The following is a 16,101-nucleotide window of genomic DNA, read 5'->3' as shown; positions in this document are numbered from 1 at the left end:
GTATACTGGCTTTAAGCCACAATTCTGTCTGTACAGTTCAACCGGGTTCAACCCACATCAAGTGATATGTGGGGGTACTTATGGGGGTTAAAAAATGTATGCTATTTTTTGGTACCCCCACAGCCATGCTGTACCCCTTTCTATCTGGTTTGGCAGTGCCGTGCTGAGGCCACTGCCCATATTTATCAATGGAGATGCTATGCCACTAACGGACATAAAAGTGAAAACAGCCAAGCCGATGGAAAAAGCCTACAAGTTGACTGACGGTGGTGGCATGTTCCTGCTGGTCAAACCCAATGGCTCAAAATACTGGCGCTTGAAGTACCGCATTGCTGGAAAAGAAAAGCTGCTTTCTATCGGGGTGTATCCCGATACCTCACTGGCCGATGCGCGTAAGAGAAGAGATGAGGCTCGTAAAACGTTAGCCTCTGGTGGCGACCCTGGGGAAGTGAAGAAGGCCGAAAAGCTGTCGCAAAAGCTTTCTATCGAAAACACCTTCGAAGCTATCGCACGTGAGTGGCATCAGAATAGGGCCGACCGTTGGTCGTTACGCTACCGCGAGGAAATCATCGATACCTTCGAGAAGGATGTTTTCCCATATATTGGCAAACGCGCTATTGCCGAAATCAAGCCGATGGAGGTGTTGCAAGCGTTACAGTTGATGGAGAAGCGTAAGGCGTTAGAGAAAATGCGCAAGGTGCGGCAGCGCTGCGTGGAGGTTTTCCGCTATGCCATTGTTACCGGGCGTGCGGAATATAATCCAGCCGCTGACTTGGCAACAGCTTTGGCTACGCCGACAAAGACACATTTCCCTTTTCTTAGCGTTGAAGAGCTGCCTTACTTCTTGCGAGATCTTGCAGGCTATACCGGCAGCATCATCACCAAAACCGCAACGCAAATCATCATGCTGACAGCGGTTCGTACCCAGGAGCTTCGTTTTGCTCGTTGGCAGGATATCGACTTCGAGAAACGGCTTTGGGAGATACCCCCTGAAGTGATGAAGATGAAGCGACCTCACATCGTTCCGTTGTCTGAGCAGGTAATGAATTTGTTCTTGTCACTGAAGCCTATTACAGGTGCGTATCCATTGGTGTTCATTGGAAGAAATGACCGAACGAAGCCGATTTCAAAGGAAAGTGTTAACCAGGTGATTGAGCTGCTCGGCTACAAGGGAAGGCTGACTGGCCACGGTTTCCGCCACACGATGAGTACGATCTTGCATGAGCAGGGCTATAACTCGGCTTGGATTGAGACGCAGCTTGCCCATGTGGATAAGAACGCGATTCGTGGAGCCTACAACCATGCGCAGTATCTGGACGGCAGGCGGGAGATGATGCAGTGGTATGCGGATTACATGAAGAGCTTGGAGCAGGGCGGAAGTGTGGTGTAAGGGGAGTTTGGGTGTGGGGCTTAAATAACATCATGGCCATCAAGAGATCTAGATGGCTTTATTTTGGGTGAAAGTTACTTAATTACAATCGGGTAAAACAGAAATGTTTACTATTATGGTTTGTATTTCCACTAAGGTCAGGGGAGGTATGGCTGAGAATATGCTTGCCGGCTCGTTCGTTCCCGACCAAAAAGTACCTCGGTTATTCATCGGCTGTAGACATATTGATTCTTTGTGTTCAATTGCAATCTATCTACCTTGGATTTATTATGTTCACCATTGGCGAAGGAAATTAGGAGCTATATTTTGCTTTTAGAATACGCTATTGATAAAGACTCAACAAAAATTGTACATATTGACGAGGTTCCTAATGGAATAAAATGTAATTGTATCTGTAAAGCTTGTAACGACGAATTGATAGCTAAAAATGGTGGTAAACAAAAAAAACATCACTTCGCACATGCAAATATTGAAGAAAGTCGTTCTTGTTTAATGACACAACTTCATTTGGCTGTGCAATACTATTTTCTTAGTTTAAAAGAAATAACAATCCCATCTGTGTATTTTGAATATAAAGGAAAGATGTTAAGAACAAAAAACAAAAAAGTATTCATAAAATCTTCACAAATAGAAAAAAGTGTTGGGAAATACATAGCTGACATTATCGTTAACACAGATGCTGAACAATATTTCATTGAGATATGTGTAACTCACAAGTGTGAGTTAGGAAAAATAGATTTTTATAAAGAAAATAAGATCAACTCTGTTGAATTAACATTTAATCAATCGGAGAATCGTGAGTTGAATGAGTGGATAGATCGCCTAAAATCTAACGAAATACCATTGGAGTGGTTTTTTTATCAAGAAAAAGAGAACGAAATATTTAATTATGAAAAGAATCTCGCACGTGAAGAAAACGAACTAAAGAAAAAAAGAGTAAAGAAAGTTGAAGCTTCGATTCATAAATTGATAACATCAAAGAAAGTGTTTTTACCTAGTATTACTCATGAGCTAGTTTATAGTCATGGCAACGAGAAGTTCACTGAGACGGTACTAGTATACACTAAGAAAACTAAAGTTCTGGATAAAATTAGCATTATCAAAAAGGAGCAAGACTTCATTATATTAAAAGGTTCTATTATTAATGGTGAAGTAGAGTATGTAATATGGATAATATACTCTATTTCTGATAAAAAACCAGATATATTAAAGAGCGCTAATGATAGTGTAATAATTCGTAGATATCCTAAGCAACAAGATACTCCAGAATGGGAATGGTTAAGGCATCCTTCACTTGAGAGAAAGAAAGCCAATTTATTATCAAGCTTCATAAACGTTTGCCAAAAGAAAATAGAACTTAGATCTAGAAGGATTTATATATCTAATCTCCTTAAAAACTTATCGGAAGAATATTTAAATAAAAAAGATATTTTATTCCAAAAGGATTATGGAGTTTGGAGAAAATGGTTAACGAAGAATAATCTTTTCACTCCCCGTGAGGGGCTTAAAAACCCAAAAATACCAGTGCCACTGAAATCGAGAAGGGACTATCCTTTTTTATGGATGTTTCAGAGATGGCATGTACTCGTTATAAGTGAATTGATTGATATTATTGATAATATTTCTATCGGAAGTCGTATCAGCGCTCAAAATTTATTCGAAGAGTTAGCTAGAAAGTTTCCTCTCCATCAAGTTTTTTTTGAACTAGAAAATATTGCCGAATTTAGAACTGTACAAGTATATGAAAGAAACCTCATTTACAAAAATCTAATTATACTAGAGTCTTTGGAGCCATTCTGCTTTCTCGGCACTATCAAAATAGATGATTATGGTGTTACTAGATTAGCTTCATTGAAGAATACCTTGAGAAGTTAGTGTTTATATCAAGCAATAATACGTTTTTCCAATGTGTTACAGTGAAGTTTGTAACAGTAATTATTCAAGATAGATATGGACATATTAGTTAATTTAAATAAATATGTCTTTTACATGTAATTATATTTATGCTATAATACTGTTTTTTTATACAGCAATAAATTCAGTACTTAGTGATTGATTGAATGTAAATGTATTGATGAGAATACGTGGTTTTTTTATTGTTTTGAGGTGAAAAAATATGAACCGAATGAAGAAAAATATCACTGTTCGATTTTTTTCAATTGAAGCTAAAGACTCTTTCTTCGATGATTTTATATCTAATTTTGTCGCTAATACAGAAAACACTATCGGTACTAGGGTTTTTAATCTAAGATCGAAAAAGTATCTTATTAAAACATCTAGTATTTCTGAAAAAATAACGGCAGATGCATATGCTGTCACTGTTGTTAGGGAAAGAAATACTTGGCAAGCTAAAGCTACAAGCGATGGCAAGATTACAGGGATTTCGTTAAATCAAGGGATTATTGGGGACCCATATTTTTTCTTTGTCGTACCTAATAACAAGATTTTACTTGGTTTTACATCAGGTCCTAGTGATAGTCTGAAGAGCGTAGGTAAAACAATGCTAGAACAATTCAGGAATGATCGATTAGAATATATTAAAATAAACTTAATACCCAAGGAAAAGGAATTTCTAACTCTTAAAGAATTACCTGAGTTTAGCAGTTTACATTTTAAAATTAACTCATCTTCTCTTTCTGATATTTCAGAAGATGCACCACAATTGATTAAAAATTTAAGTTCTGCACCTTATATCGAAAGTGATATGCAGTTGGTTCTTGACTTGGAATTCAACGAGGTAACTAATAAATTTTTATCAAAAGACAATGTACTAGAAATTGTCAATTATTTATCGGATCATGATGGCTGTACAGTTTTAAAAGTTAAGGGTTTTAATGACGAAGGCACACTAGTTAATCTCGACTTTGGAAATGCGTTCTTTAATTATAAAACAGAGATTACTACTCGTAATAAATTTATTGACGAAGACTCATCAATGCAAGTATTGAACGCAGCACTATCAGAGTACCTAAAAATTGTTGCTAAGTAAGCAACCCAAGCAGTTCTTTCTTAGTAATCGTATGAATACTCTCGAGTTTTCCAGATAGATTCAATTCTAATAGATCTTTTGTTGAGGTAATTTGCACACTAGCATGTAATTTACTGTCAATCTCTTTCGCAGCTTCTCGCGACAATCCCATATTTATAAGGTTGATCATCCTCTCATCACAAGCACCAATCTCAATGAAATAGTGGAGTTTAACACTCGATAAATCTACTTTTCTACTAAGTAAAATGTTAGTGAGTAAGACCTGATAGCAGCGAAGAGCATTAGACAAGCGGAAACGAACATCGTTATTAATTACTGTGATGACGTTTCTTACAGAGGTATTAATGCTAGGAGCACTTTTATTATTATCATAAGCCATTTTTTTATCCCAATCAATTTGTTCAGATATTATTTCTTTCAAGCTATTACCCTGAATCCATTTTTTCGTGATAACACATATATAGTCTAAAGAATAGCCTTCGTTAGGTGTATATACGCCAAATTCTTTTAGTTTATTACCTACTTTTAAAAGAACATCATAAAGATTAACTGATCTAGGATGAGGTAATATCCATTCATCAAAATGTGTTTGCTCGCTAAGAAAGTTGAATAATTTGTTTTGTTGAATGTAGCCTATAGTCGGGTTTGCTTCTAAAGTAAATGATGCTACTGTAAGGTCATCATAGGCAGATTTAACATATTTGACTAAACTGTCACGCTCTTTTTCATTGAGAGTTAGTTCTTTTGCACTTAATGTATTGTTTAAGCTATGACTTGAGTACTCTTTGATTAGCTTGTTTGCGATAGTGTAAAATCTATATTGATCTTTTTCATTATGTGCATATGAGCCTTTGAGGGCCAAGAGCACACTATCTAACTCTTCGTTTAATGATTTGAAATAAGTTGGAATCTTTTCCTCTTCTTCTTGAACATCATTAAAATAATCCTTATATGTCCAGCTATCTGGTTCAATTAAAAAAATATTCCCGGAAAAGTGCTGCAGCATCCTTCCCGCTCTTCCTGTAATGTTATTAATTTTTACATTTTCTATTCGTTCAGATGGTTTGTTCATAATTGGTTGAAGAGGGTTTTTCAAAAAAAGATTTTTCGCAGGTAAGTTTACGCCCTCAGCTAAGGTGCTAGTGCATGCAATAAATTTAATATTATCGCTTTTTGCTAAGTTTTCTACCATTATACGTATGGAGCTAGGCAAGGGGCCGTAGTGGAATGCGACACCCTTCCTCAAGTTATCTGCTAATGAGAATTCATTGTGAACAAATTTCTCAACATAATCAGCAGCCTCCTCTAAAAGAGGGTCTCTTGTTATTTCCACTATTCGCTTTGATATTTCATTAGCAAGATCTTCACAATAGTTAGTTTTATTTCTATAAATAATATTGCTTTGACCCTTTCCTAATTTATAAACTATGTCTGCTAGATGTGTAGCAGTAAATCCTTTTTTAATATGCTTAACATTAGACGAATTGTGTCTAGATATTATTAACTCTTGACCTTTTGGAACAACTGACATTACTATTTTTGCCACAGGTGAGTGTTGTGTTAATTTTTTCTTAAACTCAATATCTTTAAATATCGAAGTAAACGAATCTTGATAACTTGGTGAAGGCATACTTACAATGACTTGAGGGAAACTATCTTCAAGCATCTTTTCGATAGTGAGATGCAGTAATACTCCCCTATTTTTATCCGTGATATTATGTGCTTCATCAATAAAAAGGTAATCAAAATAGACGTCACCGCGTTGTAACACTTCATGCAATCTTTCCTGCGTCATAACAAAGAAAGTTTTTTCTCCAAAATATCCCTCTTTAGGAACCGTGCATATTTCAATTTCATTCTCATTATTGCTTTCTTGGGCGAGTTGATAAATTTTACCAGCAACTTCAGAGATCAATGCTCTAGTAGGTACAATTATAGCCGCAAAAGCACCATCGCTATCAGTTATTTTTTTCATTAAATAACTTAATATAATATGCGTTTTACCTGCGGAGGTTGGAGCGGCTGTAATAACATCTTTATCGGAAGAGAGATCATGCCACAATGAGCGTTGATAGTCAGTTAAAGGAAAATCAAGTTCTTCAATTGTATTTAAACTTTGCCTGAATTCCATTTGTGCTTCAGTGTAAAAATTATACTTGAAGTTTAATTGCGGGTGTTTTTCAGTAAGTAATTGAATATTGGGGAAATCACCTGAGTTTGAAAATATACTATTTGCAATGGGTATTAAGTCTTGGTTATCGGCAGCACAGATATCTAAAAGCATTGATAATATGATTGCCCCTTCTTTTTTTATTTCTTCTAATTCAGACTTGTAGAATATTTGAGCAGATGATATCAATTTACTAATTTCTTTTCTATCAAATTTACTTTCTTGACCGGTAAAATTTAATACATATGAACTGAATAGAGATTTACTTGCCTCTTTATATCCTTCACTTTTAATTACTCTCATGGCTAGTTTGTTAATGAAATTACTCATTTCTCTATTCCAATATAAGCTATAAATTCAGATACTAAAACGTCCACACAAGAAAATGGAAGCATTAGCAATGTTGTTTCATTAATATCCACCCCTTGTTTTTCGGCTTTTCCGAAAAAGTCGGAAATATAATCACATGCTAAGTCTGTGTATTTTTTGAGAAACTCATCTTCTGATTCTGCACCAGATATAATTCCTGGCTCAGTAAATCCAATAAAGCATGGTGAGTGTATTATGCTTGCTATGTCATTGCTAGAGAATGGATCAAGTAAGTCCAATAGCTCTGCTTCTAGTTTAGGGTTAATATTAGGGAAGTCAATATAACTGTCTAATAAATCAAACTCATCTACATATTTTTCTTTTGCACTCTTTATTGAGTTGGTGGCTTTTGTTGCCGCAGACTTAAAATCCGCATGAAGCTTTGATTCTCCTAAATACAACATTAATTTTCCATCATGAAATTGAGCATGAACTGCGTCTGCACCAAATACTGGCATTCTTCGACTTGTTTTTAATGAGATTTTGCTAAGTATTTTGGGGGCCTTAAAATAAACATCTAGAAGTGTGAACAATAATAATTCGCCCAACTCACCTTTAGCTGTATGTTGACTTATTTTCCGGATGGCTTTCTCAAATAGTTTCTCAGCAGATTTATTATCATCAACTCCAAGTTTTTTCTGTATTTCAGTACATGAAAAAACGAAGTTGTATAAAATACCTTCTCTGATTTTTTCAAATAATGTTGAGTGATAGCTTACCCCATCCTTAGTAGGCAAATACACTAATAAAGTTTTTATCACTCTACCGTCTGATAATTCATAAGAAACAGGAACCTCTCTCAGCACATTTTTAAGTTCGTGAGGATTTTTTAGCTGTGGCTGAAGATGGTTATCCATGATGACATCCATAATCCATTATTTTTTGTAATGTTAACATGGGTGGTATGTTTTTCAATCAAATGTCGTGACTATTTTGAGCTGGATGCGTCTAATCTACTGATTAATGGTAAATTATTGAGCTTTGGCGCGAGATCGTTGGGGGCATCAGAGTTTTGTCAAGGAATTCATCATCCTAAGTTCTGCACTTAATGTTGGCACCAAATGAAAGGCTCCGATGTCAGGATATCTTTGTAGTTGCCCCTCCTACGGTAACTTCGCGTGCGTTTTCCTATTGATGCGGATAGTGCCGAGCTATTCATAACGTAGGGTGGGCAGATAAAAAAGACCGACGTCAGTAAAGCACGCCACTGTCTAAGTCAGGCACTGGTAGCGGTTCGGGTGTTGCCTCCATGCAGAGTTACCCGTGGGCGGCAATTAACCTTGACGGTGCCATGTGTGAAGGCTACATCAGTCGCTTTGCTTGCCCACACGAAGGCTTCTCCAGGAGCCAACTGGCTCAAGTCTTTAGGCCCTAGGTGAAGTAGGGCGGTATTGGCTTTCTGGATATGCTTCAGCCAGGCAGGGGAGTTAAATCGGTGGAGATAGAGTTGTGTCGATAGTTCTATCAGCGCCACGGGAACGGACGGTGGGTCCTGTGATGCCACCAGAATGCTTGTAGCCTTGTGGCGCATCTCGCGAACAATCTCTATTAAGCCTGCCACCAGGCCATCATTACCGATGTACTTGTGAGCCTCATCGAATACCACCAGCTTGCTGAAGGTTTCACCCTGCCAGGTGGCTTCAGCAAATATCTGCAGCATCACGACAAACAGTCCCAGCGCCTCAACCTTCTCGATGTACTCGTCACGCAGGTCGACAATAATCAGTCGGCCTGGTCGCAGCAATGCCTGCAGACGCTGTGTGTCATCAATGTATTCACAGGCAAAATCGAGACGCTGTTGTGCCATTTTTTTCTTCTGCGCGCCAAGTTCAGACTTACTCACGGCTTCGCGTAATGTTTCAAGTGTGAGTTCACCTCGCAGTGTACGCATCAGGCCGTTGATTTGGCGCACATACAGGCTTGGGTTGCCCACTGTGCCCATTAAAAATTTCCAGTGCGATGCATTGAGTTCAGCAGCAGAAAAAGCGATAGGAAGAACAGGAATATCTGGATGTTCTGCCTGTCGCTGTACCACCTTGCTGGCCGGTGTCAGAATCAATACATCTTTCAGTGCCTGTGGTGTTGCCTTGTATTGTTCTCGTAGCCGTACAATATCCGCAGCTACCGAGTTTGCCTGCCCCATAGATGTAAATTCGGGTGCATAGTCCTGTGTTGTGCTGTAGTGGAAGATAACCCCTGCCCGTGGGGCGGGCAGGGTATTGATATTGCCGACTCTGGTCAGAGTCATCTCAATGAGCGAGCCCAGCGTATAGCTTTTACCGCTCCCCTGTAGACCGAAGGCACAGATAGTCTGAGGATGGTCCAGGTCCACGCCGATGGTTTTGCCATTCGCTTCACCGAGAATGCCGTATTGTGCTGATGGCATCTGATTCATCCCCAACATGATATCGACCTTTGGCGGTGTTTGCGGGATAGATTCTGTTTGGGATGATGTTGGTGATGAGGGGGAAGAGGGTTTTTCAGGTATCACCGATGGCGGTCGCCGAGTCACTGATGGCCTCATCACCATCGCACTGCTAAAGGTACGCAGTTGGTTGGGCAGAGTCAGTCTTGCATAGGTATCTGTCCGTGTCATGTTATCGAATATTCGGTACAGCTTTTCCGGCGCAGCGGTATCGCTCTGATAAAACATCATCAACCCCGGATATACATAATCTTCTTGGAGGTTTTTCCTACAGAAGGCCCGACCTGTTTTCTGAGTGATGGTCTGCCAGCAGGTACTGATATCCATGCCGATACCATCGTGGAGCTCTACCTGTGCACCGTTAAAAAAGCATACCAACTGATAGCTGAACCCTTTGATTGGGCCATGCTCAATTTTCCAGGCATACCCCAGGCAGTGGCGAAAGTGTGGATGGCTATGCAACATGGCGAGCAACTGACGTCGGTGTTGGCGAACCTGCTCAGGTGAAATATCGTCTTTGGTCATTGGCGTATAGCTAAGGTCAATACCTACCATCATGAGCGATTTGTACTGACGCAATAGCGCATCAACAACCCGCCGCGCTTTCTGCCGGTAAGGTTCGTTTTTCATCAGGAATTGTTGCACCAGATAGGGGTGTCTCACCGTTTCAACGCTTTCCCGAAAGTCGTAAAACAGGCGCTTCAACCAATTGGCCTGCTCAGCAATATCTTGATGATAAATGGCACTCCTACCATTGTTCTGCAGGTAGCTGTCGTGATACCGCTTTGCCATTTGGATAAATTGGTCCAGCGTCGGATGAAGTATGCGGTAAGGGGGTACGCTGTCCGCCAACAGGGCGGCCTGTCCTGGAGTTGCTAACCTTAACTTGTACTTTAATGTATCAGAGCAGTCTAACGAGCTGCTAGTGGGAAAGGTTGCCACCGACGTGTCCTGGGCCAAGCTTTGCAGTCCCCGTAGACGCCCGTAAATATTCTCCAACGTGTCGAAATCGCGGGTGGGCGATAGCGTTTCAGGACCGGATTTTTGTGTTTGAAGTAGTGAGGTGGCGAGTTGCAGATGGGTATCATACTCATCATTTTTAGAGCGCTTTTGATATTGATTATCCATAAAGGAACTCATGAGTTATGCCTGCAAGGGGGAGACCGTCAGGCTGGTTTGTTGTGAATGTGTGCTGGATGCTTCATTGAGGGATGGGTAACCAGCAGCGTGTGGGATGAAAACGATGATTCTCATATTTCTGGCTATGGATATAAAAATTAACTGCGGTGATGGGTGACAAGTCATCATACTGAAGAGGGGGGTAGTTATTCAGGCTAAACGGGGACGTCCACGGCGTGCCATAGAGCGTTGAGCAATCTCTCCACGGCCAAAGGTACGGGCACCGTTTGGCAGTGCCAGACGGGCGAAGGTATCGATTTTGCACAGATAGTTAACGGCGATGTTCAGCCCATCCCGTTTGACTGTGTCAGCATGGTGAAGCATGCCAATGCCTGGGATTCGATAACGTTCCTTATAGGCGTTGCAGTTGTAGTAATTGCCAGCCCCATCTGTAATGACGTCTCGCCAGTATTCACCCAGCAGTCGTGCCAAAGTCACATCTTGCCGAACCAGAGAACCGTCATAAAACACCAGCAAGTGATAGTGGAACCCTTTGTAACGTCCGTACTCAAGTTTCCATATATAGCCCACGCACGCCCGAAACAGGCGATGTGCCTGCAGGTTCTTGAAAAAACGCTGCCGATGCTGACGTGCCAGGTCAGCAGTTATCATGACCTTGGCGTCCTTGCGATAGGTCAAGTCAACCCGAACAACCAACAGCCTTGCGTATTGTGCAGAGAGTGAGTCGATATACTGAAGGGTACCCTTTAGGTTTTTCTTTGCTGCCTTTTGGTATTTGCGTAATTTAAGCTTATGCGGGCCCGTAGTGATTTCTGCTCTGAATTGCCGAATGAATACATTAAGGCGATAGGCTAACTGTGTTATCGCCTCAGGCATGTTATCTGCCATAGCGATGTGTTGCGCAATATCGTGTTGGTCAGACAGTTTTCGAAATATTGTCAGTGTCGGGTGATATTCACGCGGTTCATCTTCTACGGGGGTCAGTGACTGTATTCGCTTCAGTGCGAGCAGTACCCTTTTCCCTGTTGTGGTGGACTTTAAGAAAGCGTAACGAGCAGATGGAGAGTAATGTACACTGAATTCATCACGCTCTGACTTGGCGATAAGCTGAGTGTCATTGAATAAGTTAAGCAAATTCTCCAGGTAATTGAGGTCATGAGTCGGGCATAAAAGTGCACCTACCTCTTCATCGATAGAACTGGTTGATAACAGCAAGTGGAGGTCATAGTTAAAATTCATACTTATATATCTCAGTGGAAATGTTTAGTGGAGTGATTTGAGATAGGCAGAATCATGCGGGGCTCTGCTTTATTGTTGTCAGATGTATATGTGTTAGTGGTTATACACACCAGGGTTTCTATTTGATTTGTGTATCTGTATAAGCAAGCGAACTGGGAGTAGCCATTGATGAGTTGGTTAATCTAAATTTAATAATAAAAAATCCTGAATTACAGCTGTGAATTTGGTGTGTGCCTGGATATGTTTTAAATTACAGTGTGGTGTCTATGATATCGTTCTGCACCAAACAAAAGCTTGGTAAGTTAGTGCCTTTTTTGGAGTGATTATTTTAGGTGTGCCGTTAATTAACGATGGGTGTGGTGGTTAAGTTATCGCGGATGTTGTCATTTGATATTTTATTGATGAGGTTTATTTGGCTACTACTTTGGTGATTCGTCGACGCGCTCTTGAAACCATGCTTCAACTTCGCTTTTAAACCAGCGCCTGTTGCTGCCAAGCTTAATTCCTTTTGGGAATCGATTAAGCTTCATGAGTTTATAAAACCATTTGTCCGTCATGCCGGAATAGTTAACGATGAATTTCATGTCGACTAGTTGGTCGTCCAGTAGGCTCTTGGTTGTACTTTGCATGTTATTTTCTCCATGAGATTAAATGAATGGAGAACTTGTCTTGGCTAAATAAAACTGTGCTTGAGATTTTCAGCAGCGTCACAAAGTTCTCTATCACATCAGTCAGTCATGTAAAAATAAACGCATCTTTCTCGTCCTTAACATCCGATTGGTTGCGGAGCTAATCGGGTGTTAAGGAGGGTTGAGTATTTCTGGAGTTTATGTCAAATAGAAAAACTTTAATATTTAACATAAGTATATACAGCACTTGATTTGTGTAAGGTTTTTCAATCTGAGCATGAAGAGACTGGGAGGAGCTCAAAGCGGCATGGAAGGCGCGGTAACGCTAGGTTTCCTTGTTTTATCATTAAAAACATGTAGTTAAAAATAACTAATGAGTGTTCATTTAAAATTAAATAAAATTATTTATCTGATTAAAGATATCTGAATCACAGTAAAAGTGATGTAAATTGATATAAAATGTGGTCAATTTTTTATAAAATGTATGTTTATGGTGAGCTATGAGTTTCTTTGATGGGTTAGATTTTCTTTATCCTGGCGAGTTTGGTGATACAATCGTTAACACAGTTAGGATAGATGCATTGGAGTCATTGGATAATGACTTTTGCTTAGGCTGTCAGTTTGGCGTTACAAATGACCCTTTGTTTAATAGGAAAACAAATTCTTTTTTTTTAAATGCATATGTGAATGGGGTTAAAAATCGTGCGGGCGATGATTTCTGTGATGATGAGGTGGTTAATGAAGATAGTGTAAAAGAGAAGAGTAAAGAGTCAAAATATCAGGGGGAGGATGGAGTTATTCGTGAACCTATTATGAAGTTTGATTTAGGTGCCGCAATATTACGCGAGGTACTTATTATGGAAGGGAGAGATGAAGAAAGGCGAGGTAAGGGTAATGGTTTCTCTACTAGTATTTTCTCTAACCCAACTATTGTTGCTTTTTGTGATATCATCAAAGACGAATTGATTCGAAAGGATAATTTCCTTGTTATCTTGAAGGACCACTATCAAAATATAAAAAGAAAAAACAAATCTGTTAGTTCATTTTGCGTGTCATTTGGCCTAAAGCCTACAGTTAAACTATCTCCATTAGGTGGTGGTTATTCTGTCAGTGTTCACTTGGAACGGTTGGGAAACAAGTTAAAGGAATTTTTTAATCTTGTAAGAAATAGAGCTTCATTTTCCTACATAGTAGGTTATTTTTGGGTAATCATGAGAGGCGCTGATGGCACCCCCTATATTCATATTAATTTTTATGTAAACAACGATAGGTTTGGGCAGCGCTTGGCTGAAGATATTAATAGTGTTTGGTTAAAAGTTAGTAATGGAACGGGGAGTATCGTACATTATTCTCACAGGTTAAAATTTAATATATTAGGAATGACCAATGTTTTTATTGATCATCTTGGGCTTGATTATTCTATTTTTGATAAGATAGATAAAGAAACCCATCTAATACCGATTAAAAAAGCAAGTAAATTTGATAATCATGACATTACGTGGGAAAATCCTGTTTATATTTTTGATTTGAATGGTAAAAAGTCAACAAAAATAAAGCACTTTGCAAACGCTCAAAACAAAGATATGTTCATCCAATATCTACGTTGTATTGCTATGGAAACATTTAATTATCCTGGAAAGAGGGCGTTTGGGTTGTCTAAAGTTAGAGAGAAGAAAGTCAAACCAGGAAAGTTTCCTAAAAAGGTGTAGTTTACAATATGTGCTTTTTATCGATTGAGTTGGCGGTGATATATTTTTTGTTTATGTACTTGCCGCCCTGGTTATTATTCAGAGCGTTGCAAGAATGAAATGTGGTAACACTCACCTCACCCCATTAGTCCTGCCTAATATTGGTGCTTGCATAATTTAGATAAGCTATTACCAACTTTTCGCTCTTCAAAATTATTTTAAATATATATCACCTTAGTAAATTCAGGAAGATTAGATTGTTATAAAGATCATTTTCCTCTATGCCCGTTGAAATTTACTTAAGGACGAAATCATGACTCGACTAGCCTCCCGCTTTGGTTCGGTGAATACCATTCGCCGTGACCGTCCGTTAACCAATGATGAATTGGCCCGCCATGTACCCAGTGTATTCTCGGAAGAGAAACACGCTTCCCGTAGCGATCGCTACACCTATATTCCCACCATTGCGTTATTAGATAACCTGCGTAAAGAAGGCTTCCAGCCCTTCTTCGCCTGCCAAACCAGAGTGCGTGACATGGATAAGCGTGAGCATACCAAACACATGCTGCGCTTGCGTCGTGAGAACCAGATTGTGGGTAAGGAAGTGCCAGAGATTATTCTGCTTAACAGCCACGATGGTTCCAGTAGTTACCAAATGATACCCGGACTGTTTCGCTTTGTGTGCGCCAACGGCTTGGTATGCGGCAGCAGCTTTGGCGAAGTGCGTGTACCGCATAAAGGTGATGTCGTTGGCCAGGTTATCGAAGGTGCTTATGAAGTGCTGGGGATTTTCGACAAGGTGGAAGCCTCGCGCGAAGCCATGCTGACCACTTCGCTGACGTTACCGGCGCAACGGGCTTTTGCCAATGCGGCTTTGAGCTACCGCTACGGTGAAGACCACCAGCCAGTTACCGAAGAGCAAATCTTGATGCCACGCCGTGGGGAAGACCGCCAAAGCGACTTGTGGAGTACCTACCAGCGTGTGCAGGAAAACATGCTCAAAGGTGGACTCAACGGTCGCAACGCTCGTGGCAAGCAGGCCAGAACCCGTGCAGTGAACGGTATTGATGGCGACATCAAGCTCAATCGTGCTTTGTGGGTGATGGCAGAAAAAATGCTTAAATTCAACAAGTAACGCGTTATCGTAATATCCTTTTCGTTAGCCATAAGTTGATCGTTTTTAGCGATCAATTTTTCATTATTGATCAGTATAAGCAATTATCTTTGCCACTCCCCCGCCGATAAGATCGGCCTGAGTGCCGTTCGGTTTTTCTACATCTTGAAACCCATCAATGAAGTACGTTTGGCACGCTGGCATACAGGGAAATACTGCCCGCTATCCCAGTGATAGCGGGCTTACAATAATGTGGAGAGGCGTAGATGGAACAGGATAAGGCACTGACGGTTGGCAAAGTTCAGAAAGCATTGGACTGGGCTTATGACAAGGCGGTGAACGGTGTAACGGGGCTAGACTCGGCGCAAGACATTGCCGAGTCCTATATGAAGAAGGGAGGAAGCCAGGTGGATTGTGTTAATGCACTTATCCGCTGGCAGAATACCAAGGCGGGAACCAGCGGCTTTGTCACAGGGCTTGGCGGAGCTATCACGCTGCCGGTGGCCATTCCAGCCAATATCACCAGTGTGATGTACATCCAGATTAGAATGATTGCAGCGATTGCCCACATCGGCGGTTATGACCTGAAAGACGATAATGTGCGCGCTTTTGTGTATCTCTGCCTGTGCGGTAATGCTGCAAAAGATATCCTCAAGGAAGCCGGAATCAAAATCGGTATGCAGCTTACCCGAAGCGCAATCCGAAACGTATCGGGCGAAGTCATCAAGGCTATCAACAGGGCCGTTGGCTTCCGGTTGCTGACCAAATTCGGCCAGAAAGGCGGTATCAACCTGGTCAAACTAGTGCCGTTGGCCGGGGGGATTGTTGGCGGTGCTTTCGATGGCATTTCTACCAATATCATTGGTAATCTGGCCCGTCAGACGTTTATTGAGCGTGATAGTCAATCGATAATCGACGAGGCCTCCACACTAGATAACTGACCAACCA

At 40.5% G+C, this 16,101-nt stretch carries 11 protein-coding genes; 6 read left to right on the top strand and 5 right to left on the bottom strand.

The window, feature by feature from the left end; translation table 11 throughout:
• Positions 1-199: 199 nt before the first annotated feature.
• From Z042_RS03665 to Z042_RS03655, 3 genes are all read left to right on the top strand, one after another.
• Positions 200-1,390 carry a tyrosine-type recombinase/integrase gene (locus tag Z042_RS03665; protein WP_024912843.1) on the top strand — a complete coding sequence of 397 codons (1,191 nt, stop codon included), beginning with the start codon at positions 200-202 and terminating at the stop codon, positions 1,388-1,390.
• A gap of 306 nt (positions 1,391-1,696) precedes the next feature.
• Positions 1,697-3,265 (top strand): competence protein CoiA family protein, encoded by a 1,569-nt coding sequence (locus tag Z042_RS03660; RefSeq protein WP_024912842.1) that lies wholly within the window; start codon positions 1,697-1,699, stop codon positions 3,263-3,265.
• Positions 3,266-3,506: 241 nt separating this feature from the next.
• Positions 3,507-4,379 carry a DUF6731 family protein gene (locus Z042_RS03655; RefSeq protein WP_024912841.1) on the top strand — a complete coding sequence of 291 codons (873 nt, stop codon included), beginning with the start codon at positions 3,507-3,509 and terminating at the stop codon, positions 4,377-4,379.
• Here the strand turns inward: Z042_RS03655 and Z042_RS03650 are convergent.
• The 5 genes from Z042_RS03650 to Z042_RS03630 all read right to left on the bottom strand — a co-directional run bounded on the left by Z042_RS03650 (position 4,372) and on the right by Z042_RS03630 (position 12,351).
• Positions 4,372-6,879: a DEAD/DEAH box helicase gene (locus Z042_RS03650; RefSeq protein ID WP_024912840.1), complete on the bottom strand. Its 2,508-nt coding sequence runs from the start codon at positions 6,877-6,879 to the stop codon at positions 4,372-4,374. The two genes, Z042_RS03655 and Z042_RS03650, sit on opposite strands and share 8 nt — an antisense overlap.
• Entirely contained in the window at positions 6,876-7,775 is a 900-nt protein-coding gene (locus Z042_RS03645; protein ID WP_024912839.1) for a HamA C-terminal domain-containing protein, read from the bottom strand. The genes Z042_RS03650 and Z042_RS03645 overlap by 4 nt, the downstream gene beginning before the upstream one ends.
• A 359-nt stretch (positions 7,776-8,134) precedes the next feature.
• Positions 8,135-10,471 carry a YagK/YfjJ domain-containing protein gene (locus Z042_RS03640; protein WP_162149750.1) on the bottom strand — a complete coding sequence of 779 codons (2,337 nt, stop codon included), beginning with the start codon at positions 10,469-10,471 and terminating at the stop codon, positions 8,135-8,137.
• A 201-nt stretch (positions 10,472-10,672) separates the two neighbouring features.
• Complete coding sequence (locus Z042_RS24425; RefSeq protein ID WP_024912837.1) at positions 10,673-11,722, bottom strand: YagK/YfjJ domain-containing protein; 1,050 nt, start codon at positions 11,720-11,722, stop codon at positions 10,673-10,675.
• Between the two features lie 419 nt (positions 11,723-12,141).
• Positions 12,142-12,351 (bottom strand): helix-turn-helix transcriptional regulator, encoded by a 210-nt coding sequence (locus Z042_RS03630; protein WP_024912836.1) that lies wholly within the window; start codon positions 12,349-12,351, stop codon positions 12,142-12,144.
• A 500-nt stretch (positions 12,352-12,851) separates the two neighbouring features.
• Between Z042_RS03630 and Z042_RS03625 the strand changes: the two genes are divergently transcribed.
• From Z042_RS03625 to Z042_RS03615, 3 genes are all read left to right on the top strand, one after another.
• The gene (locus Z042_RS03625) at positions 12,852-14,060 is read left to right on the top strand and encodes a hypothetical protein (RefSeq protein WP_024912835.1); all 1,209 of its coding nucleotides are present in this window, start codon (positions 12,852-12,854) and stop codon (positions 14,058-14,060) included.
• Between the two features lie 292 nt (positions 14,061-14,352).
• Positions 14,353-15,174 carry a DUF932 domain-containing protein gene (locus tag Z042_RS03620; protein ID WP_024912834.1) on the top strand — a complete coding sequence of 274 codons (822 nt, stop codon included), beginning with the start codon at positions 14,353-14,355 and terminating at the stop codon, positions 15,172-15,174.
• A gap of 245 nt (positions 15,175-15,419) precedes the next feature.
• Positions 15,420-16,094, top strand: coding sequence for an EcsC family protein (locus Z042_RS03615; RefSeq protein WP_024912833.1), 675 nt, complete (start codon positions 15,420-15,422; stop codon positions 16,092-16,094).
• The last annotated feature ends 7 nt before the right edge of the window (positions 16,095-16,101 follow it).

Origin of the sequence: Chania multitudinisentens RB-25, from assembly GCF_000520015.2 — a bacterium.
Classification (GTDB): domain Bacteria; phylum Pseudomonadota; class Gammaproteobacteria; order Enterobacterales; family Enterobacteriaceae; genus Chania; species Chania multitudinisentens.
This window is presented reverse-complemented; position numbering and strand designations above follow the sequence as displayed.

What these genes read in the sequence shown, in the direction of transcription:
- Z042_RS03665 (WP_024912843.1), top strand. Translation starts at nt 200, where the DNA reads ATGCCACTAACGGACATAAAAGTGAAAACAGCCAAGCCGATGGAAAAA.
- Z042_RS03655 (WP_024912841.1), top strand. Translation starts at nt 3,507, where the DNA reads ATGAACCGAATGAAGAAAAATATCACTGTTCGATTTTTTTCAATTGAA.
- Z042_RS03650 (WP_024912840.1), bottom strand. Translation starts at nt 6,879, where the DNA reads ATGAGTAATTTCATTAACAAACTAGCCATGAGAGTAATTAAAAGTGAA.
- Z042_RS03645 (WP_024912839.1), bottom strand. Translation starts at nt 7,775, where the DNA reads ATGGATAACCATCTTCAGCCACAGCTAAAAAATCCTCACGAACTTAAA.
- Z042_RS03640 (WP_162149750.1), bottom strand. Translation starts at nt 10,471, where the DNA reads ATGGATAATCAATATCAAAAGCGCTCTAAAAATGATGAGTATGATACC.
- Z042_RS24425 (WP_024912837.1), bottom strand. Translation starts at nt 11,722, where the DNA reads ATGAATTTTAACTATGACCTCCACTTGCTGTTATCAACCAGTTCTATC.
- Z042_RS03630 (WP_024912836.1), bottom strand. Translation starts at nt 12,351, where the DNA reads ATGCAAAGTACAACCAAGAGCCTACTGGACGACCAACTAGTCGACATG.
- Z042_RS03625 (WP_024912835.1), top strand. Translation starts at nt 12,852, where the DNA reads ATGAGTTTCTTTGATGGGTTAGATTTTCTTTATCCTGGCGAGTTTGGT.
- Z042_RS03620 (WP_024912834.1), top strand. Translation starts at nt 14,353, where the DNA reads ATGACTCGACTAGCCTCCCGCTTTGGTTCGGTGAATACCATTCGCCGT.
- Z042_RS03615 (WP_024912833.1), top strand. Translation starts at nt 15,420, where the DNA reads ATGGAACAGGATAAGGCACTGACGGTTGGCAAAGTTCAGAAAGCATTG.